The sequence below is a fragment of the Photobacterium piscicola genome (assembly GCF_046058925.1).
In the GTDB taxonomy this organism is placed as follows: Bacteria; Pseudomonadota; Gammaproteobacteria; order Enterobacterales; family Vibrionaceae; genus Photobacterium; species Photobacterium piscicola.
Genome location: NZ_CP175535.1, coordinates 723,074 through 740,740, shown reverse-complemented (window position 1 = coordinate 740,740; position 17,667 = coordinate 723,074). Strand labels below are relative to the sequence as shown.

The following is a 17,667-nucleotide window of genomic DNA, read 5'->3' as shown; positions in this document are numbered from 1 at the left end:
GACATAAAAAAGCCAGACTTTCGTCTGGCTTTTTTTATTACGCTAGCGCAAATTAAGCGTCAGTGCGTGGCTTACGGTCGCCCGCTGGACGTGCTGCTGCACCATCACGGTTGCCACGGTAGCCACCACGGCTATCGTTGCCACGGTTGCGATCGAAACGACGCTCGCCACCGCGCTCACCGCCACGGTTGCCTTCGCGATTGCCGTCACGGCTACCACGATGACCAGTACGCTCACCGCCACGGTTACCGTCGCGATTACCTGTACGTGGACGATGTTCACGTAGTACTTCACCTTCAACAACAACTGCTTTAACGTCATTCTGGCGAATACGTAGTTTCTTCAGTTGTGCTGCAACTTCTGCTGTCATCTTTTTAGGAAGTTGAACAAAAGTATGTGAAGGAGCAAGTTTAATTGCACCGATGAACTCTTTGCTTAAGCCAAGTTCGTTTGCAATTGCGCCAACGATATCTTTAACTTGAACGCCTTGCTCACGGCCAACTTGTAATTGGTAAGTATCCCAATCAGCGCTGTTGAAAGTGCGACGTTCGCCACGCTCACCACCACGCTCACCGCGACGTTCGCCACGATCAGGACGGTCACCACGACGATCACTACCACGGTCATCACGATCACCACGACGCTCACGACGTTGTGATTCACGCTCGATAGCTGCGATCATTGGATCTGGACCTTTATAGAATAAAGGACGATTACCTTGTTGGCGTTGAAGAAGCATTGCTGCTAGTGTTGCTGCGTCAACATCGATTGATTCTTGTAGTTTTGCTACTAGTTCAACGAATGCATCAACATTTGTTTGTTCTTTCTGTGCAGCTAGTTCTTCACCTAAACGGTTTAGACGAGATGCAGCTACTAGATCACGTAGAGGAAGTTGGATTTCTTCCATACGAGACTTAGTAACACGCTCGATAGTACGTAGCATGCGGATTTGGTTAGTACGAACCAATAGGATCGCTTTACCTTCACGTCCAGCACGACCAGTACGGCCGATACGGTGGATGTATGACTCAACATCAAATGGGATATCGTAGTTGAATACGTGTGTGATTCGTGCAACGTCAAGGCCACGAGCAACAACGTCAGTTGCAACTAGAATATCGATCACGCCACGTTTGATATGGTCAACAGTACGCTCACGTAGCGACTGAGGAATATCACCGTGAAGTGCCGCAGCTTTAAAGCCACGAGAAGATAACCAATCAGCTAGACGCTCAGTATCTTGACGAGTACGAACGAATACGATTGATGCATCAGTATCTTCAGTTTCAAGAAGACGGCTCATTGCTTCGTCTTTCTCTACGCCTTTAACAACCCAAAATTGTTGAGATACTTGAGATACAGTACGGTTCTCACCTGCAACGTCAATGCGTGCTGGATCACGTAAGAAACGATCAACGATTTCTTTAACGATTGGAGGCATAGTTGCAGAGAAAAGTACACGTTGTGCAGTTTCTGGTGCTTGTTCCATGATCCAAGTAACGTCGTCAACGAAACCCATTTTTAGCATTTCATCAGCTTCATCAAGAACGAAAGTAGATACTTCGTCTAGGTGAAGTTGCTTACGTGAAATAAGGTCTTTAACACGACCAGGAGTACCAACAACAATGTGAGCACCATTTTTTAGTGCACGCATTTGATCAACGATTGAAGCACCGCCGTAAATTTCAAGAACCTTAAGGCCTTTGATATTTTGACCAAGTACTTTAATTTCTGCAGCAACCTGAATTGCAAGCTCACGTGTTGGAGCCATAACAATAGCTTGTGGCTTATGCTGAGAAAGATTTACTTTGTTCAGTACAGGCAACGAGAACGCTGCTGTTTTACCAGTACCAGTCTGTGCTTTACCAAGCGCATCCGTACCAGTTAAAAGTAGAGGTATTGACGCCGCCTGGATAGGTGTAGGCGATACGAAACCCATAGAGTCTAGTGCGGATAAAAGCGTGTCGGCCAAATCTAATTGGCGAAATTCTGTAACAGTTTCTTGCATTGGGATCCCAATATATGATCAACTTAAAAACGGGGCCCCTTTGCTACAGAGGGTTCTGCAACAGCAACCACTAGCACGGGCCTCGACTAATAGGGGGCGTATTGTGGGCTAATACTGGATAAAAAGCCAGAAAAAATTGAACAACGTCACAAAATAACTCACAAACAACCATTTATTGAACAAATAGTACATCTGATAAACATTTTAGAACTTTTCATCGATTACCAATTAACTATGTTGTTGAAAATAAGAGCAATAGTTAACCTCGCTACCAAACTTAATCTATTAAACTGAGTTTTGACATTAGATTAGGGTAATCTTTTATTAGCATTTTTATATTGCCGTTTTTTTTGTTCCTTCTTTATATAAGTGTTCTTTTTGATTTTTTATGCTTAGCGAGCACTCTTCGACAACACTCACCTTTAGTTATTGTTTTTTAATGAATTTAAACAAACAAATTAACATTGCTTTATATAAATTTAGTGCTACCAAAATATAAAAAAGCTATATATGCCGTTTTAAGGTTCTTTTCTGTTTCTAGCCGATATTTTCTTTATTATTTATATTTATCATCATATGTTGTTATTAAATATTTACTTTATGACACAAACTGCAAAATATGAAACGTAACTCATTGATTGTAAGATAAATCATGATGTAAGATGAAAATTAAAACAGTCAAATCTTGGTTTTAGATGACCAAAAACGTATAGTGTCTATGTCGATAATCTGAGACCAGACATAATGTTTCAAGATAACCCGCTGTTAGCACAGCTAAAAAAGCAAATACAAGAAACACTTCCTAAGAAGGAAGGTTACATCAAAGCGACCGATCGTGGCTTTGGCTTTCTAGAAACTGATAACAAAGAAAGCATCTTCATTCCACCGGTATACATGAAAAACGTTATGCACGGTGACCGTGTTATCGCCGTTCTTCGTACCGAAAAAGAGCGCGAAGTTGCTGAGCCACAAGAGCTTGTTGAACAATCTATTACACGCTTCATTGGCCGTGTAAAACTGATTCGTAATCGCCTACATATCATTCCAGATCACCCACAGTTAAAAGAAGCGATTAGAGCACGTGCCGCAAAAGGTATTAATCCCGAAACCTTAAAAGAAGGTGATTGGGTTGTTGCTGAACTAACTCGCCACCCTCTTGCTGGTAGTAATCAACCATTCTTCTGTGATGTCACTCAAAAAATCACTGACAGTAATGACAAAATTGCACCTTGGTGGGTGACACTTGCTCGCCACCAGCTACCTAATGCAGAGCCAGCACCACAAGATAGCTGGACCATGCTTGATGAAGGTATTGAGCGCCAAGACTTAACTGATTTGCCTTTCATTACTATTGATGGTGAATCAACCAAAGACATGGATGATGCCTTATATACTGTCGCTAAAGATGACGGTAGCTATGAAATCACCATTGCGATTGCTGATCCTACCTCTTACATTGCCGTTGGCGATAAGATGGATGATGAAGCGCGTGAACGTGGATTCACTATTTATCTTCCAGGCCGCAATATTCCAATGCTGCCACGTGAGCTAAGTGATGAGTTATGCTCACTTATCGAAAATGAAAAACGTCCAGTTCTATGCTGCCGTGTTTCTATCGATAATACGGGTGTTATTCAGAATGACATCACTTTCTTTGGTGCATGGATCAAATCTCAAGGTCGTTTATCTTACAACAATGTGTCTGATTTCCTTGAAAATGGCCATTGTGATGAATGGACACCAAGCGCTGTTATCGAACAACAAATCGTTGCTCTACAAGGTTTTGCAACGTTACGTTCTGATTGGCGCATGGCAAATGCCGTGGTATTCCCAGATCGTCCCGATTACCGCTTTGAGTTAAGTGAAGATAACGATGTTGTCGCTATTCACACCGACTTACGCCGTATTGCTAACCGCATGATCGAAGAAGCAATGATCACCGCCAACATTTGTGCGGGTCGTGCTTTACAAGAGAAATTTGCAACGGGTGTGTTTAACGTTCATAGCGGCTTCAATCAAGAAAAACTTGATGCTGCAATGGAGTTCATCACCAATGCAGAAGCACCGTTTACTAAAGAAGAAATAGTTACTTTAGAAGGCTTTAGTGCATTACGTCGTTGGTTAAACACGCTAGATAGCACCTATCTTGATAACCGCCTACGTAAATTCCAAGCTTACAGTGAAGTGGCTAATACACCTGCGCCTCACTATGCAATGGGTCTAGATGTTTACGCTACATGGACATCACCTATTCGTAAATACGGCGATATGATCAATCACCGTTTACTAAAAGCATTAATCACAGGCAATGAGCCAACACAAAAGCCTGATGATAATGTAGGTGATGAGATTGCTAATCACCGTCGTCACCATCGCATGGCGGAACGTGACGTGTCTGATTGGCTATACGTGCGTTTACTTAAAGATGCAGTGAAGAACGAAACCGTCTTTAAGGCTGAAATCTTTGATATTAACCGCGCAGGTATGCGTGTACGCCTACTTGAGAATGGTGCCGCAGCCTTTATTCCAGGTTCGCTAATTGTTGATAATAAAGAGCGTATTGTATGTAGCGGTGAACTTGGCATTATCAGCATTGATGGTGTTAAAGAATACCAACTAGGTGATACTTTTGAGGTGAAACTAGCGGAAGTTCGCGCAGCAACACGTCAATTAGTAGCAAAACCTGTACAACAGTACCCAGCACCAGAAGTAACATCAGTACCGGAACAAGCAACAGACGCACCACAAAAAGCATAACGATGTAAATCGGCTTTATAACAAAACAAAAGGCCAGTGAATGCTGGCCTTTTTTACATCTTACACACTATTATTCCAATATAAATAATTCATAGAAGTCAGCTCTCAATGTCAAATCATACTCCAGCAAGCGATAACAAAAAAAACAACGCGCCAGACCAATGCCAACTTATCGAACAGCAAGTAAAACAATGGCTTGAAGATGTCGTCATCGGCCTTAATTTATGCCCTTTTGCCGCAAAGCCTAATCGCAATAAACAAATTAAGATCTTTGTGAGTGAAGACGATAACGAAAATGATCTGCTTGAAACAATTTATATGCAGTTCAAAGAATTAGATGAAACACCACCCGAAACACTAGAAACGATTCTAGTGGTCGCCCCCTACTTATTTGAAGAATTTGATGACTACAATCAATTTCTTGATCTTGTTGAAGGCTTAGTGGTTCAATTAGGAAAAAGCGGCACCTATCAAATTGCCAGCTTCCACCCTGATTACTGCTTCTATGGTGCAGAACCTGATGATGCAGAAAACCTCACCAACCGCTCACCCTACCCAGTATTTCACCTTATCCGTGAAGAAAGCATGGCTAAAGTGATCAAGCACTACCCTAATCCAGAAGCAATCCCTGATCGTAATATTGAATGCGTTGAAAATTTAACGCCAGAACAAATGCGTCAGTTATTTCCTTATTTAATCAAATAATAGATCGCTTTTTCTTAACGTTATAACCTTAAACGTCGAAGTCATAAAATAGCGACAATATTCAATTATTGTCGCTATTTATTTGTTATCTTAATAGCTCATTACATCTTCTGCTTAGGGCTCATTGTTAAATGCTGTCATTGTTTCGTCTACACTCACCCAATTCACGCTTTATACTGCCCTTGCTTATCACTGCACTCATGGTTATTTGTTACCCTTTATTCACCCCTTTTGTAGTGAGCTACTCACAACTGTGGGTTAATCTTCCTTTTATACTACTGGGTGCGGTTATTATTCTCAGTAACAAACAACCTCAAGCGCAAAGTGGGTTTATTGCTATCGTTATGTTGGTTGCTTACTGCGTTATTTTATATTGGCTACAAACGTCATTAGCAAATACCGACACTAAGTTAATTTTTTGTTTGTTAGCGACACTATTACCCATTAATCTTTTATTGCTGCGCTTTATTACCCTACCTAAATTACTGTCTTGGGGTACTGCGGCATTATTGTTATTGGTGATGATTCAATGCAGTATTGGTGCAACTATCAGCTATTTTTATCATACTGATTTTGAAAACTGGCAACAGATCCACCTTTTTACCTATCACAATATTTCATCACTGCCGTTAATTTTAATTCTTTTTAACCTTGCTGTATGTTGTAGCACAGGAGCATTAGCCGTTAAATATCATCGTCGCATTGATCGTCATATTTTTGTATGCAGCTTATTAGCGACCACCACTTTTATTTTTTTTCATTATCCATTTATATCAAGCAGTGCTTTTATTCTATGCGCTGTATTTCTGTTAATTGATCTTGGTTATAGTCACTACCAACAAAGTTTTCGCGATCCACTCACTCAATTAGCAGATCATCGCGCCCTTGCACAAGCGCTCCCCCTATTACACCATGATTGTACGATTGTAGTACTAGATATTGATAACCCAACCGCCATCATTGATAAACATCACCCACAAGCGATAAGTGATATACAAGCTTCTATTGCCGCCATCTTAACGGAGCAAATTCAACTATCGCCACATCTCTATTTTGTCGCACAGCAATTTATTGTGATTTTTGAGCATAAAAAAATAACCGACTGTCAGGCCATAATAGAACAACTGCAACACGCTATTGGCTCAGAAAAACACACGATAGCGCCCATAATAATTGAACCTCAGCCACAACAAACAGCAACAAAAGTAAAAAAACCACGAAAAAAAGCCATCAAAGTCAGTGTTAGCGCAGGGATGTGTAGTGCGAATACCGAGCAAACAGCCGCAGTAGTATTACAACAAGCCATTGAGGTATTACGCATAGCACGCCAAAAGAAGAAAAAGCAGCAAATCTACATCGCAGAAAATAATGATGACACATTATGTTAACGATAAAGATCACATAATAAAAAGCCCGATAGAAATCGGGCTTACTAAGAATTTACGAGTATTGGCGTAAAATTAGTTAAGAGGAAAGCGCAAGAATAAAAGTAATGTTAGCGTTTTCAGCGGCCATACTCATGCTAACAACTACATTCACCGTTATTTATAGCACAATGTTCACACATAAACGCATCATTTAGTTAACAAGACACCGCATAGCCACTAATCTAAATAATATGAGCGAAAACATAAACCACTCGATAAAAACAGTACAATAAACACCTACTTATTTGCATCAATTCATTGTTTTACATTTTGGTATAAAATAATAAGAGGCAGTATTGAACCGTCACTTAATGGGAGGATTAAAATGAACAACCAAGATAGAATCGAAGATATGGAACAGAAAATATCTATTGCCTACCAAGAAGGTCATTTTGAGCAAGCAAAAGCCCTTGAAAAGACACTCAAGCGTGTTCGAGGTCATCATAATTTATACGATGAGAACGATCCATACTCCCTAGAAGGCCGAATATTTAACGATGACGAATAGCATATCAATGGATAAGTAAGGACCATCACCATTACTTATCCATTGCATACTTTATGACACATAAAAAACTCACTTTGATTTGATATTGAAGCAGCAAATCATCAGTATTCTGCAACACAGAAATAGACGATTGTTATGGTGTTTCTACTCCATGTCTTTTCTCATGCAAAATCACACCAGTATATAAATCCATCTCTAGTTCAACCGATTCACCTATTTTGTTACGCGCTTTCACTGCAATTTCATTATGCTTTCGTTCGATCTTGATCATTCTAAAATCATAATAACCGTCAGATTCAAGTTGCTTCATGGCACTCGGCACACTTAGCATATTAGCCGCGCTGGTATCTACAGGATCAGCATGAGTAATATAACTTTGTAATAAGCAACACATGCTACTACTAATAAATAACACCTTAACACTTCTGATCACTTGTCCCCCTTAATAGCACACTTGCTAAAGTTAACATTAACCTTCTCAATATTATCTCTCTTATGTGAGAAGCAAGAATTGCACCAATAATTATAAAATGACTTATCTGTTACTGTTATTTACCTTAGTGAAACTATTATAAAAAGCGCCTAATAATAAAAACAATAGCTGTGTATTCGCAAACTATGATATCAATAAAAATTCGACCAAACAGTGGCCTATAATAACTTATCGTCTCATGGTAATAAGTAACGATAGTGTCAGAACCACATCCATTACCGTTTTGGAGCATCATCAATTTAAAGGATAACATTATGTCAGAATTACATCGTATCGAAACTGATAGTATGGGTGACGTTGAAGTCCCACAAGACGCGTTATACCAAGCTCAAACACAACGTGCTATCAATAATTTCTCTATCAGCGATTTAACCATGCCAGATGCTTTTATTCAGGCACTCGCCTATGTAAAGCAGGCAGCAGCACGTACCAACCTTGAACTACAATTAATTGATGATAAAACAGCCCATGCCATTATTGACAGTTGCCAGCTAATTATTGATGGGGCTCACTCGGATCAATTTCCCATTGATATATTCCAAACCGGATCGGGTACCAGCTCTAATATGAATGTTAACGAGGTGATTGCAACACTAGCCTCACAACAATTAGGCATAACAGTCAGCCCTAATGATGATGTTAACCGTGGTCAAAGCAGTAACGATGCCATTCCAACAGCCATTCAAGTCAGTGCCGCTATCACTTGCCACCAGCAACTATTACCCGCATTAAAGCATTTAGAACAAGTACTAGCACAAAAAAGTCAGCAATTTAGTCATTGTGTGAAAACAGGTCGTACCCATTTAATGGATGCAATGCCGATTACACTAGGACAAGAATTAGGTGGATGGCAAAGCCAAATTGAACATGCGCGTAATGGTATAGAACAAGCATTAGACACCGTTTCTGCACTTGCGCAAGGAGGGACAGCTGTTGGTACAGGTATCAACACCCATCCGCATTTTGCAGCCATATTTACAAAAAACATTGCAATTGCAACCGCCGTGCCTTTTGCAACCAGCAGCAATTTCTTTTATAGCATGAGTAGCCAAGATGCTGTGGTTGCTTTATCGGGGCAGTTAAAAACCCTCGCAGTGGCAATCATGAAAATATCTAATGACCTACGTTGGATGAATTCAGGCCCTCTTGCTGGCCTAGGTGAAATTGAGTTAGAGCCATTACAACCCGGTTCATCGATTATGCCGGGAAAAGTAAATCCAGTGATCCCTGAAGCTGCGGCAATGGTGGCAGCACAAGTGATTGGTAACGACGCCACAATCACTGTCGCGGGTCAATCAGGCAACTTTCAGCTCAATGTAATGCTGCCAGTTATTACCTATAATTTACTGCAAAGCATTAGTTTATTAGCAACCACTGCCGTTCAACTAGCAGATAAAGCAATAATGACCTTCACTGTCCGTGATGAACATATCAAACAAGCATTGAGTAAAAACCCAATTCTTATCACCGCGTTAAATCCTGTTATTGGTTATTTAAAAGCGGCAGCCATTGCCAAAAAAGCCTATAAAGAACAACGTCCTATTATTGATATCGCAGAACAAGAAACAGATTTAAGCCGCACTGAACTTGAATCATTGTTAGATCCTAAAAAGCTTACCGAAGGCGGTATTGCGAAATAAGTTCCTTTTAATTAGAAATATAAAACATTGTTCAGTTTTGAAATGTTAGTATAATGAATGTTAGTCTTAAGCAATTAATCATTGCCGCTACTTGTCCATGTGTAAAACTGGATGTAACGTATAATATAAATAGACGCCAGTTCAACACCTTGTGCTGGGTATCTCTGACAAACAAAGAGCATTATTAATGAAAAAATTTGTTTTAGCCGCAGCTATCGCGTCAACACTATTTTTAGCAGGTTGTAGTGATAAAGTTGACGAGTCCACAATTACTAATGTTGTTCAAACAAGCCAGTACGAGCAGCCTAATCTAGGTATTACTGCAAAAACAACGCCTTTTGAAGTAAAAAACCTCAAGATTACTAAAGTATTGCTTGATACTAAAACAGACTACAAAGCAGAAGTAAGCTACGACTTAGTTGCAAATAAGAGCTTAGACGAGTTTAAGAGCTCAATGAAAGCACTTGCTGCTAAACCATAAGCACCAGCAGCAAATACGACCGATACTACTGCTGATACGACAAAAGATGATATGACATCAGCACTGCATACATTAAAAAATAATCTAGCAGCAGAAGTAATGGTTGTTGCATTTAGTGCTAAATACGGTGATTTCAAAGCAGGACAAACCGTTGATACGATTAATGAAACCGTATCAATGAAGAAAGTAAATGATCAATGGGTTAAAGATTAATTCTCTAACCATAAATCATAAAAAACCGCCTCTTTGAAGGCGGTTTTTTTATCGCTTTTATTTATAACTGTACTTTTTATTAAGTACTATAAATTAAAGCTCTTCTTTCAAGATCTTCATCAATAGTTATTTATCAATTGGAAATAATTTCCCTTCAAAAACAGTACCATAAATAGGAATATCTTTTAGCTTTTTCAACTCAACTTTATAAGGGTCTTGTTCTAAAATGGTAAAGTTTGCAATCTTACCTGTTTTGATACTACCCAAGTTCTGTTCTTGTCCCCAAGAGTAAGCCGCTTCAATCGTAATACCACGCAATGCTGCATCACGAGATAAAGCTAAATCAGGACGCACGACGTTCCCTGAGTTGGTAATACGTGTGGCAGCGCTCCACGCTAATAGTAATGGATCAGACGGTGCCATTGGTGCATCAGAATGAAGAGAGACTGATATGTTCTCTTTCTCAATGGTGGCTAAACGTACCATCGCATGAGCACGTTCTTTACCTAAACCAACCTCACCAAATTTTTCACTAAAACCTGTCACGTAATAAGGATTTACGCTAATAATTGCGCCAAGGGATTTTAGCTTCTTAATTTGTGCATCAGTTGAGTTAGCAAAATGAATAATGGTAAAACGGTGATCTTTACGTGGATATTCTGCTTGGCGCTTTTCTAAAATACCAATAAGCTTCTCAACCCCAAGATCACCATTTACATGTACTAATACTTGGTAATCATTTTCCCAGAAGATCTTGGTAATCGCTTCCACATCTTCTGGTGTTTGAATCCATTCACCATGATGTCCATCTTGATAGCCGTCTTTCATTTTCATTAATTGTGAAATGATCGCACCATCAAATAACAATTTAACTTGTTTATCAAAATAACGAACTTTACCCGTTTCTGGTAGTGTCGTTGTAATACGCTCCACTTCTTTTAATACACCCTCTTTTCCTTTTGTGAAATAAGGTGTTTTACTCTCAGGTGTAAAAAACGAATACATAGGTGTTGATTCACTGCCTAACACATCAAGATAAGTGTCAATCATATAATCAGGAATAAAAGCACCAGGCTCATTATAAGCCGTCACACCTTTTTGGTGTAACATGGTTACCATTTGCTTTAATCCAACAGTAAAACGTTCTTTATTGGCAAGATCTGTTGCAATGCGTGGTAATAAATAAATTAATGCGCCACCTTCTAAGAAATGTCCTTTCTCTAAATGAACTTGATCCGCGACTTCTTTTCCTAACTTATCTACGTCCGCTTGGTTTAACTTATATTTTTCAATAAAAGCTGAATTGACATAAAACTCATGCGCAGAGCGATGCCATACACCAATCGGACGGGTGCTTGAGATCTTATCCAACTCTTGACGTGATAATTCGCCATGGAAATAGTTATTAAAACCCCATGTCCATAATGTTTCATTAGGATCTTTTAATGCTTTTTCTTGAGCCGTTAGCGCAGCAATATAATCCTCATGATTGGTTACTGCTGGCCATGTTTTATTAGGTAACTGCCACTCTTCTGGCGCAATAACGGGCATGTTTAATGTCAATGCACCTAAAAATGGGTGTAAATGCTGTTCAATAAAGCCAGGCATTAGCACTTTGTCATTCAAATCTATCTTTTTAGAATCTGGATATTGTTTTAGTGCATCTTTCTCAGAACCAACATAAACAATTTTGCCATATTGACTCGTTACCACAGCTTCTGCTGTTGGTTTTGCCTTTTCCATTGTAATAATTGGACCGCCATAAAAAATGGTTGTCTCAGGTGTTGTTGATGGGGCAGCAAATGCCGAGAAAGAAATAACTGAAGATAAAAATAATAAAGACGAGGCTATTTTAGTCTGTTTCATACACATGATTTATCCTTAAATCTAACGTGTATTAAACATATACTATCTCATTCAAAAAAACGAATAATTAATTGATTTTAAAACATTGTTTACAGTTAATTATTCCCGTCTTATATTAAAGATGCCTGTACTATATTGCGTATGATTATTTATATTTAAAACTAGAGACAAGTGACAAACTCAGTTAAAGTTATTTATAGATAGATTAGTATTATAAGGAAGAATATACGATGAATCTTGCTCAAGCTGTATTGACTGTACCCTCACATATGGTACCTGGTGGTATGCCGCATCCAAATCTTAAGCAACTAGGGTTTAAAGATTTTGAGCGTTGTTCTATCGTCGATAAAACAAAGCTAACGCAATTTAAATTTTCAGTGCCCGCCTTAAATGCTACCGAAGACCAATTTGACGAAGCTATTGAGCAATTTATCTGGCTTTTTGCCAAAGGCACGCCTTATGTTATCGATAAAGAATTTAACGATAATACACCTGACAGCCACCACCGTTATTACTACACCAATAATAAACGTGTTTGCGAAGTAATCCGCTAATTATATCTGTTAATGGCCAATCTATCGTATTGATTTAGATTGGCCACCCCGCCTTAGGCCATTACAACTGTGCTAAGGTGCCATTATCAGATTGCATTCGTAGCCAATCACCGTCAGCTTTTAATAATAGTAGCGTGCCATCTATATTGACTGACTTTTCAGTTAAGTGATTAAGTTGATGGGTATTATTTCTAAATACACGCTTTAAATTTGTTCCTAAAAGCGTGTTCATATAATGTTGTAAAGCAGCGTCTTTTTGAAACACCACGGTGGTATTATCCGCTAATTGAATCTGTATTTGCTCAATATCAGTAACAACAACCTGCTGTTGTGCCAATTCAGAGGCAAGATCTAGATTATTAATACAACTCGTTGTAATAATCACTACAGTATTACTCATCGCCATTTCCTATTGAAGAGACATCTATCGTTAACGATAAATTACACCCACCACTACAAAAATAACATAAGATCATTTTTATATTGCATAACCCTGTAGTACTCAGAAAATGCTCGCCACGAACAAGTTACGTAATCAAATGTAGTAAAAACAACATCGGAACATCATAAAAGTGTCATCGTTATTTCCTACTCTGATGGCTAATTACACACTAACTATAAATATAACAACAAAGAAAGAAGGAATTACACTTGTCATTTACCACTCAGACGATAACCAATAACAACATAACGATGCCATCTTACCTTGCTATTTTTGACTTAGATGAAACCCTTATTGCAGCAGACTCAGCCCGCCTATGGAGCCATTTCCTTGTTGAGAAAGGGCTAGCGCCTGTTACATTACTCACACATGAAGCCACCATGATGATCGCCTATGCTAAAGGCACGCTAGATATGAACAGTTACATGACCACGACACTTGAACCACTAAAAGGGAAAAGTCCTAACGAGATAAAACAACTGGTTGATGACTTTATTCAAGACATTATTATACCAGCAATATATCCACAAGCACTTGATCGTATCGCATGGCATCGCAAACGAGGAGATCATATTTTGATTATTTCTGCGACAGGCGAGCATCTGGTAAAACCAATAGCAACCGCCCTTGGTATTGATAATGTTATTGCAATTGAAATAGAACAAAATCAAGGGGTATATACTGGAAAAACAACCGGAATATTAAGTTTTAAAGAAGGAAAAGTTGAACGTTTAAAGTTATGGTTACAACAACAAAAACACAGCTACAAAGGCAGTTATGGCTATAGCGATTCAATCAATGATTTACCATTACTTAGCTTGGTAAATAAGCCTTTTGCTGTTAATCCTGATCCAATATTAGCCATGCATGCTCAGATGCAAGAATGGACGATCATGGATTGGCGTCACGACAACAATATTCTTCGTTAACGGCGTTCTTCCCCTTTCGTTATATTAGCGCCCACCTTCTCAAAATAAGCAACACGATCACTATAAAAAACGCACAATAATGAGAGCCGATTGCTCATCAAACAATAAATAGTATCATTATGCTTGATAATACATTTATCAGTACCCATTTACAGATAGTAACAAACTAAATTAAATTTCTTGTAGCAAACTATAGATGTAGTACAGCGAACGTAATACAGTATTCGCGCATTCTATTTCGATTTACAAATTATGATGGTGTATTCATCACCTATTCAACATCGGTATGGGAATACTATAATTTGTGAATAATCTTATTTAGCAAGGCTGATGTTAGCGAAACGACCATCAACCAAGCAACGGTACACCCTACCACTGACAGGGTATTGAGAAGGTAATTATAATGACTCCACAAGAAAAAGAACTTATTCAAAGCGTTGCTGCTAAGCTTCAAAAAAGCCCTGAAAGCAAGAAAGATGCAGAAGCAGAGCAATTTATTAACACTGAAATTGGCGCACAGCCTGATGCTATCTACAAACTAACACAAGCGGTTCTTGTGCAAGAAATGGCATTAAAGCAATTAAAAGAAAAGAACGATTACCTAGAGAAAAACGCTGAATATTATAAAGAAGAATCAAACCGTGGCACCATGAGCCGTATGTTTGGTGGCTCTCGTCAAGCGCCTCCACAGCCTCCACAACCCCCTGTTCGCCAACCAAGTGCTTTTGGTGGTTTCATGCAAACAGCAGCGGGTGTCGCGGCGGGTATGGTTGCAGGCAGCGTGATCAGTAATATGCTGTTTGATGATAAACCAGCTGAAACAGCAGCGGCAGATCCAGCACCAGCAGCTGACGCGGCAACAGATACTTCAGCAACAGACACAGCACAGACGGATACAGCAGCTGACGCAACGACTGATCCACAAGCTGATAATGAAAGCTTCTTAAATGATGACTCAAACAGCTTCGCTTCTGACTACACCGGTGGTTTTGGTGATGCAGGCTTTGGCGATAACAATGGCGGCTTTGGTGATTCAGGCTTCGGCGGTGATGATAACGGCTTTGGTAACTCAGGTTTCGGTGACGACAGTGGTTTTGGCAACGACGACACCTTTGCTAACAATAGCGGTTTTGGTGATACCGACGGCGGCTTTGGCGGTGATTTTGGTGGCGACGACGACGATTTCTAATCGCTTTGTCCTGACCTACAACAAAGAGCGCTTATGCGCTCTTTGTTTATTATATAAGCCAGCTCTCAATCTCTCGCCATGCTTATTTCACCACCCTTCTGCTGCAAGCATTACCTCAGTATCCTGACACCAGCTTACAAAAAATATTGCGTTTATTTTAAAATTTCCATCGTAACGTTTAATACGCCAGTGCGAGGATTACCAATGGCTTTAAATGCAGAACTTGATAAATCAATCATACGCCCACGAATAAAAGGCCCACGATCATTAATAGTAACAATCACACTTTTATGATTACTGGTGTTGGTTACTTTTACTCTTGTACCAAAAGGCAATGTACGGTGGGCAGCGGTAAGCTTACCTTGATCAAAAATTTGTCCATTCGCTGTCTTTCGCCCTTGAAACATATTGGCATAAAAAGACGCTTTGCCATAAATCACCTTTGATGAAGATGTTGGTGCTGATATTTGTGTAACCTCTTTCTTATACTCAACAGGTTTTACGATCAACACTGGTCGTTGTGGTTCAACCTTTGCTGTTTTATCAGGTATATCTGATGTTGCACACCCAGACACTATAATCAAAAGAACCGAACTTAAACCCCAATTTCGTATCATAGACCTATTCATACTAATGACCTCCACCGAACATTATGATTCAGCTGTTTAGTTATACATCAATATAAAACAGCCAGTGCTTACTAAATTCTATCACCAAATGTACGTAAAAATGGAACGAATTAAAATTTACGATTTTTAAATAAAAAAAACCGACATTATTGATAATGTCGGTTACAAAAAGGAAATAATAAAACATACTGTTCTCGCACCATCTTTTATTTCTACGTCCATTGTAAAAATAAGCAATGACAATATATACAGAGCAAGCTGCATGCCAACGTCTATTTTTTAGTGATATAAATAAAATAGCCACTAATAATATCCATTACCGCCATTGTCATAGTATTAATATCCTTTATGCGAATATAATTTATATGTAACCGTGCAAAATGCATTGCATAACTCTGTGCATTATTGAAACAAGGTAAATATAAATTACGTAACTTTACCCTAGTCGCGCACCACAAAGCCTTTTAAAATGCCCGTTTTCAATCAATACAGATATATTTTATGTTTAAGTTATTAACGTCAATGCCACCATTGGTCGCATTATCAATTGCCATCATTTTTGAAGTCATTGCCACTTCGTTTATACCCAAAGCAGAGCAATTTACGAAACTGGTACCCAGTGTGATTATTATTACAGGTTACGCGATTGCGTTTTTCTTATTATCTGTCACCGTAAAAACCATGCCAGTGGGAATTGTATATGCAATCTGGAGTGGTTCAGGCATTGTTCTGGTCGCAACCATTAGCTATTTTGCTTATGGTCAACGCTTAGACTTACCCGCTATTATTGGTATTGGATTAATTATTGCGGGTGTATTAGTGGTTAACCTTTTATCAAAAACTGTTTCGCATTAACCCTCTCAATTAAACCTTTATCGTTGTTTTCATTTAAAACTAAACAGGAGAAGCCTTAACTTCTCCTCTGTTTTTAACACCAATACAGCAACCACCAACACCGTGGTAGTTAATACCCAATAGAAGCAATAACGTTATGTAGCCAGTGCTGCCCTAGTGGCGTAAATACAATAATAAAAACACTGATATTAATAAAAATTGTTAGCCATAAAATAGCTTTAAACGGTTGTTTTTGTGATTTATGCCGCAGGATTTTCTGCGCCCATAACGCACCAGGCCAACCACCAGCTAATGCTAATAAATGCAAGCTCGCTTCTTTGGTTCGCCATGCCTCTTTGCGTGCTGCTCGTTTATCATGGGCATACACAGCAAAAGTCACAATACTTAAACAGACATAACCAATTAATACCCAATACGGGCACTGAAATAACCATACACACAGGCTAACCAATCCAAGGAACAACACACTGAATCCTTGGGCCTTACTCATTGGAGCCGTATATTTATCTAACCCAGAATGAGGCTTAACAAATTCAACAGCTTGTGCAGCTTGCTTACCTTTATTATCCCGACCCAATTGATAATGTACACTTTCATTCACTCTAGGGTGGCTTTGGCGATCCACTAGTGCGCTGATATGAAAAAACACATTCTCACCACCCGTTTGAGGTTGAATAAAGCCAAAGCCTTTTTGATGATTCCATTGCACAACCGTGCCTTTATATTTCATGTTTTACCTATTGTTTTACACTGTAAACAGAACGAAGATTAATTAACGATGAATAATAGATAACACCATGAATTACTGATGCTTTATTATAACAATTATCAATGAATACTTTGTTTAATAACGGCTATAACGACATTACACTGCCGTAAACCTTTTTTTGCTATCAAGTTAATACTTTCATCATTAAAAATATCACAATTGTTGAGTGCAATTAAAGTAATGCATACAATAGCAACACACC

The 17,667-nt window shown here is 39.0% G+C and carries 17 protein-coding genes; 11 read left to right on the top strand and 6 right to left on the bottom strand.

Annotated features, from left to right (window positions below; translation table 11 throughout):
- Positions 1–52 precede the first annotated feature (52 nt).
- A complete protein-coding gene (locus ACJZU6_RS17875) occupies positions 53–2,008 on the bottom strand; it encodes a DEAD/DEAH box helicase (protein ID WP_080156201.1) in 1,956 nt (651 codons plus the stop codon).
- Between the two features lie 744 nt (positions 2,009–2,752).
- On the opposite strand from ACJZU6_RS17875, the gene ACJZU6_RS17870 reads away from it, so the two are divergent.
- From ACJZU6_RS17870 to ACJZU6_RS17855, 4 genes are all read left to right on the top strand, one after another.
- Positions 2,753–4,765: an exoribonuclease II gene (locus tag ACJZU6_RS17870; RefSeq protein ID WP_327766854.1), complete on the top strand. Its 2,013-nt coding sequence runs from the start codon at positions 2,753–2,755 to the stop codon at positions 4,763–4,765.
- Positions 4,766–4,873: 108 nt separating this feature from the next.
- Complete coding sequence (locus tag ACJZU6_RS17865; RefSeq protein WP_107276525.1) at positions 4,874–5,470, top strand: DUF1415 domain-containing protein; 597 nt, start codon at positions 4,874–4,876, stop codon at positions 5,468–5,470.
- A gap of 131 nt (positions 5,471–5,601) precedes the next feature.
- Positions 5,602–6,858, top strand: coding sequence for a GGDEF domain-containing protein (locus tag ACJZU6_RS17860; RefSeq protein WP_408900985.1), 1,257 nt, complete (start codon positions 5,602–5,604; stop codon positions 6,856–6,858).
- 391 nt (positions 6,859–7,249) lie between these two features.
- Positions 7,250–7,405, top strand: coding sequence for a hypothetical protein (locus ACJZU6_RS17855; protein WP_235865784.1), 156 nt, complete (start codon positions 7,250–7,252; stop codon positions 7,403–7,405).
- A 133-nt stretch (positions 7,406–7,538) separates the two neighbouring features.
- Here ACJZU6_RS17855 and ACJZU6_RS17850 read toward each other — a convergent pair whose 3' ends face one another.
- Positions 7,539–7,838, bottom strand: a complete 300-nt coding sequence (locus tag ACJZU6_RS17850) for a PepSY domain-containing protein (RefSeq protein WP_235865786.1) — start codon at positions 7,836–7,838, stop codon at positions 7,539–7,541.
- Positions 7,839–8,152: 314 nt separating this feature from the next.
- Between ACJZU6_RS17850 and ACJZU6_RS17845 the strand changes: the two genes are divergently transcribed.
- The 3 genes from ACJZU6_RS17845 to ACJZU6_RS17835 all read left to right on the top strand — a co-directional run bounded on the left by ACJZU6_RS17845 (position 8,153) and on the right by ACJZU6_RS17835 (position 10,232).
- Positions 8,153–9,538 carry a class II fumarate hydratase gene (locus ACJZU6_RS17845; RefSeq protein WP_408900984.1) on the top strand — a complete coding sequence of 462 codons (1,386 nt, stop codon included), beginning with the start codon at positions 8,153–8,155 and terminating at the stop codon, positions 9,536–9,538.
- A 187-nt stretch (positions 9,539–9,725) separates the two neighbouring features.
- Positions 9,726–10,019: a hypothetical protein gene (locus tag ACJZU6_RS17840; RefSeq protein ID WP_408900983.1), complete on the top strand. Its 294-nt coding sequence runs from the start codon at positions 9,726–9,728 to the stop codon at positions 10,017–10,019.
- A 51-nt stretch (positions 10,020–10,070) separates the two neighbouring features.
- Positions 10,071–10,232 carry a hypothetical protein gene (locus tag ACJZU6_RS17835; protein ID WP_408900982.1) on the top strand — a complete coding sequence of 54 codons (162 nt, stop codon included), beginning with the start codon at positions 10,071–10,073 and terminating at the stop codon, positions 10,230–10,232.
- Between the two features lie 126 nt (positions 10,233–10,358).
- Here ACJZU6_RS17835 and ACJZU6_RS17830 read toward each other — a convergent pair whose 3' ends face one another.
- On the bottom strand, positions 10,359–12,098 hold the full coding sequence (locus ACJZU6_RS17830) for an amidohydrolase (RefSeq protein ID WP_408900981.1): 1,740 nt from the start codon (positions 12,096–12,098) through the stop codon (positions 10,359–10,361).
- 230 nt (positions 12,099–12,328) lie between these two features.
- On the opposite strand from ACJZU6_RS17830, the gene ACJZU6_RS17825 reads away from it, so the two are divergent.
- Positions 12,329–12,652, top strand: a complete 324-nt coding sequence (locus ACJZU6_RS17825; RefSeq protein ID WP_327766847.1) for a hypothetical protein — start codon at positions 12,329–12,331, stop codon at positions 12,650–12,652.
- Positions 12,653–12,713: 61 nt separating this feature from the next.
- Here ACJZU6_RS17825 and ACJZU6_RS17820 read toward each other — a convergent pair whose 3' ends face one another.
- Positions 12,714–13,052 (bottom strand): hypothetical protein, encoded by a 339-nt coding sequence (locus tag ACJZU6_RS17820; protein ID WP_408900980.1) that lies wholly within the window; start codon positions 13,050–13,052, stop codon positions 12,714–12,716.
- 251 nt (positions 13,053–13,303) lie between these two features.
- On the opposite strand from ACJZU6_RS17820, the gene ACJZU6_RS17815 reads away from it, so the two are divergent.
- Positions 13,304–14,023: an HAD family phosphatase gene (locus tag ACJZU6_RS17815; RefSeq protein ID WP_235865788.1), complete on the top strand. Its 720-nt coding sequence runs from the start codon at positions 13,304–13,306 to the stop codon at positions 14,021–14,023.
- A gap of 403 nt (positions 14,024–14,426) precedes the next feature.
- Positions 14,427–15,212: a DUF2076 family protein gene (locus ACJZU6_RS17810; protein WP_080156211.1), complete on the top strand. Its 786-nt coding sequence runs from the start codon at positions 14,427–14,429 to the stop codon at positions 15,210–15,212.
- A gap of 152 nt (positions 15,213–15,364) precedes the next feature.
- Here the strand turns inward: ACJZU6_RS17810 and ACJZU6_RS17805 are convergent, their stop codons facing one another.
- A complete protein-coding gene (locus ACJZU6_RS17805) occupies positions 15,365–15,829 on the bottom strand; it encodes a septal ring lytic transglycosylase RlpA family protein (RefSeq protein ID WP_199190788.1) in 465 nt (154 codons plus the stop codon).
- 534 nt (positions 15,830–16,363) lie between these two features.
- Between ACJZU6_RS17805 and ACJZU6_RS17800 the strand changes: the two genes are divergently transcribed.
- Complete coding sequence (locus ACJZU6_RS17800) at positions 16,364–16,696, top strand: SMR family transporter (protein WP_199190789.1); 333 nt, start codon at positions 16,364–16,366, stop codon at positions 16,694–16,696.
- A gap of 109 nt (positions 16,697–16,805) precedes the next feature.
- Here ACJZU6_RS17800 and ACJZU6_RS17795 read toward each other — a convergent pair whose 3' ends face one another.
- On the bottom strand, positions 16,806–17,426 hold the full coding sequence (locus tag ACJZU6_RS17795) for a DUF1294 domain-containing protein (RefSeq protein ID WP_408900979.1): 621 nt from the start codon (positions 17,424–17,426) through the stop codon (positions 16,806–16,808).
- Positions 17,427–17,667: the final 241 nt, after the last annotated feature.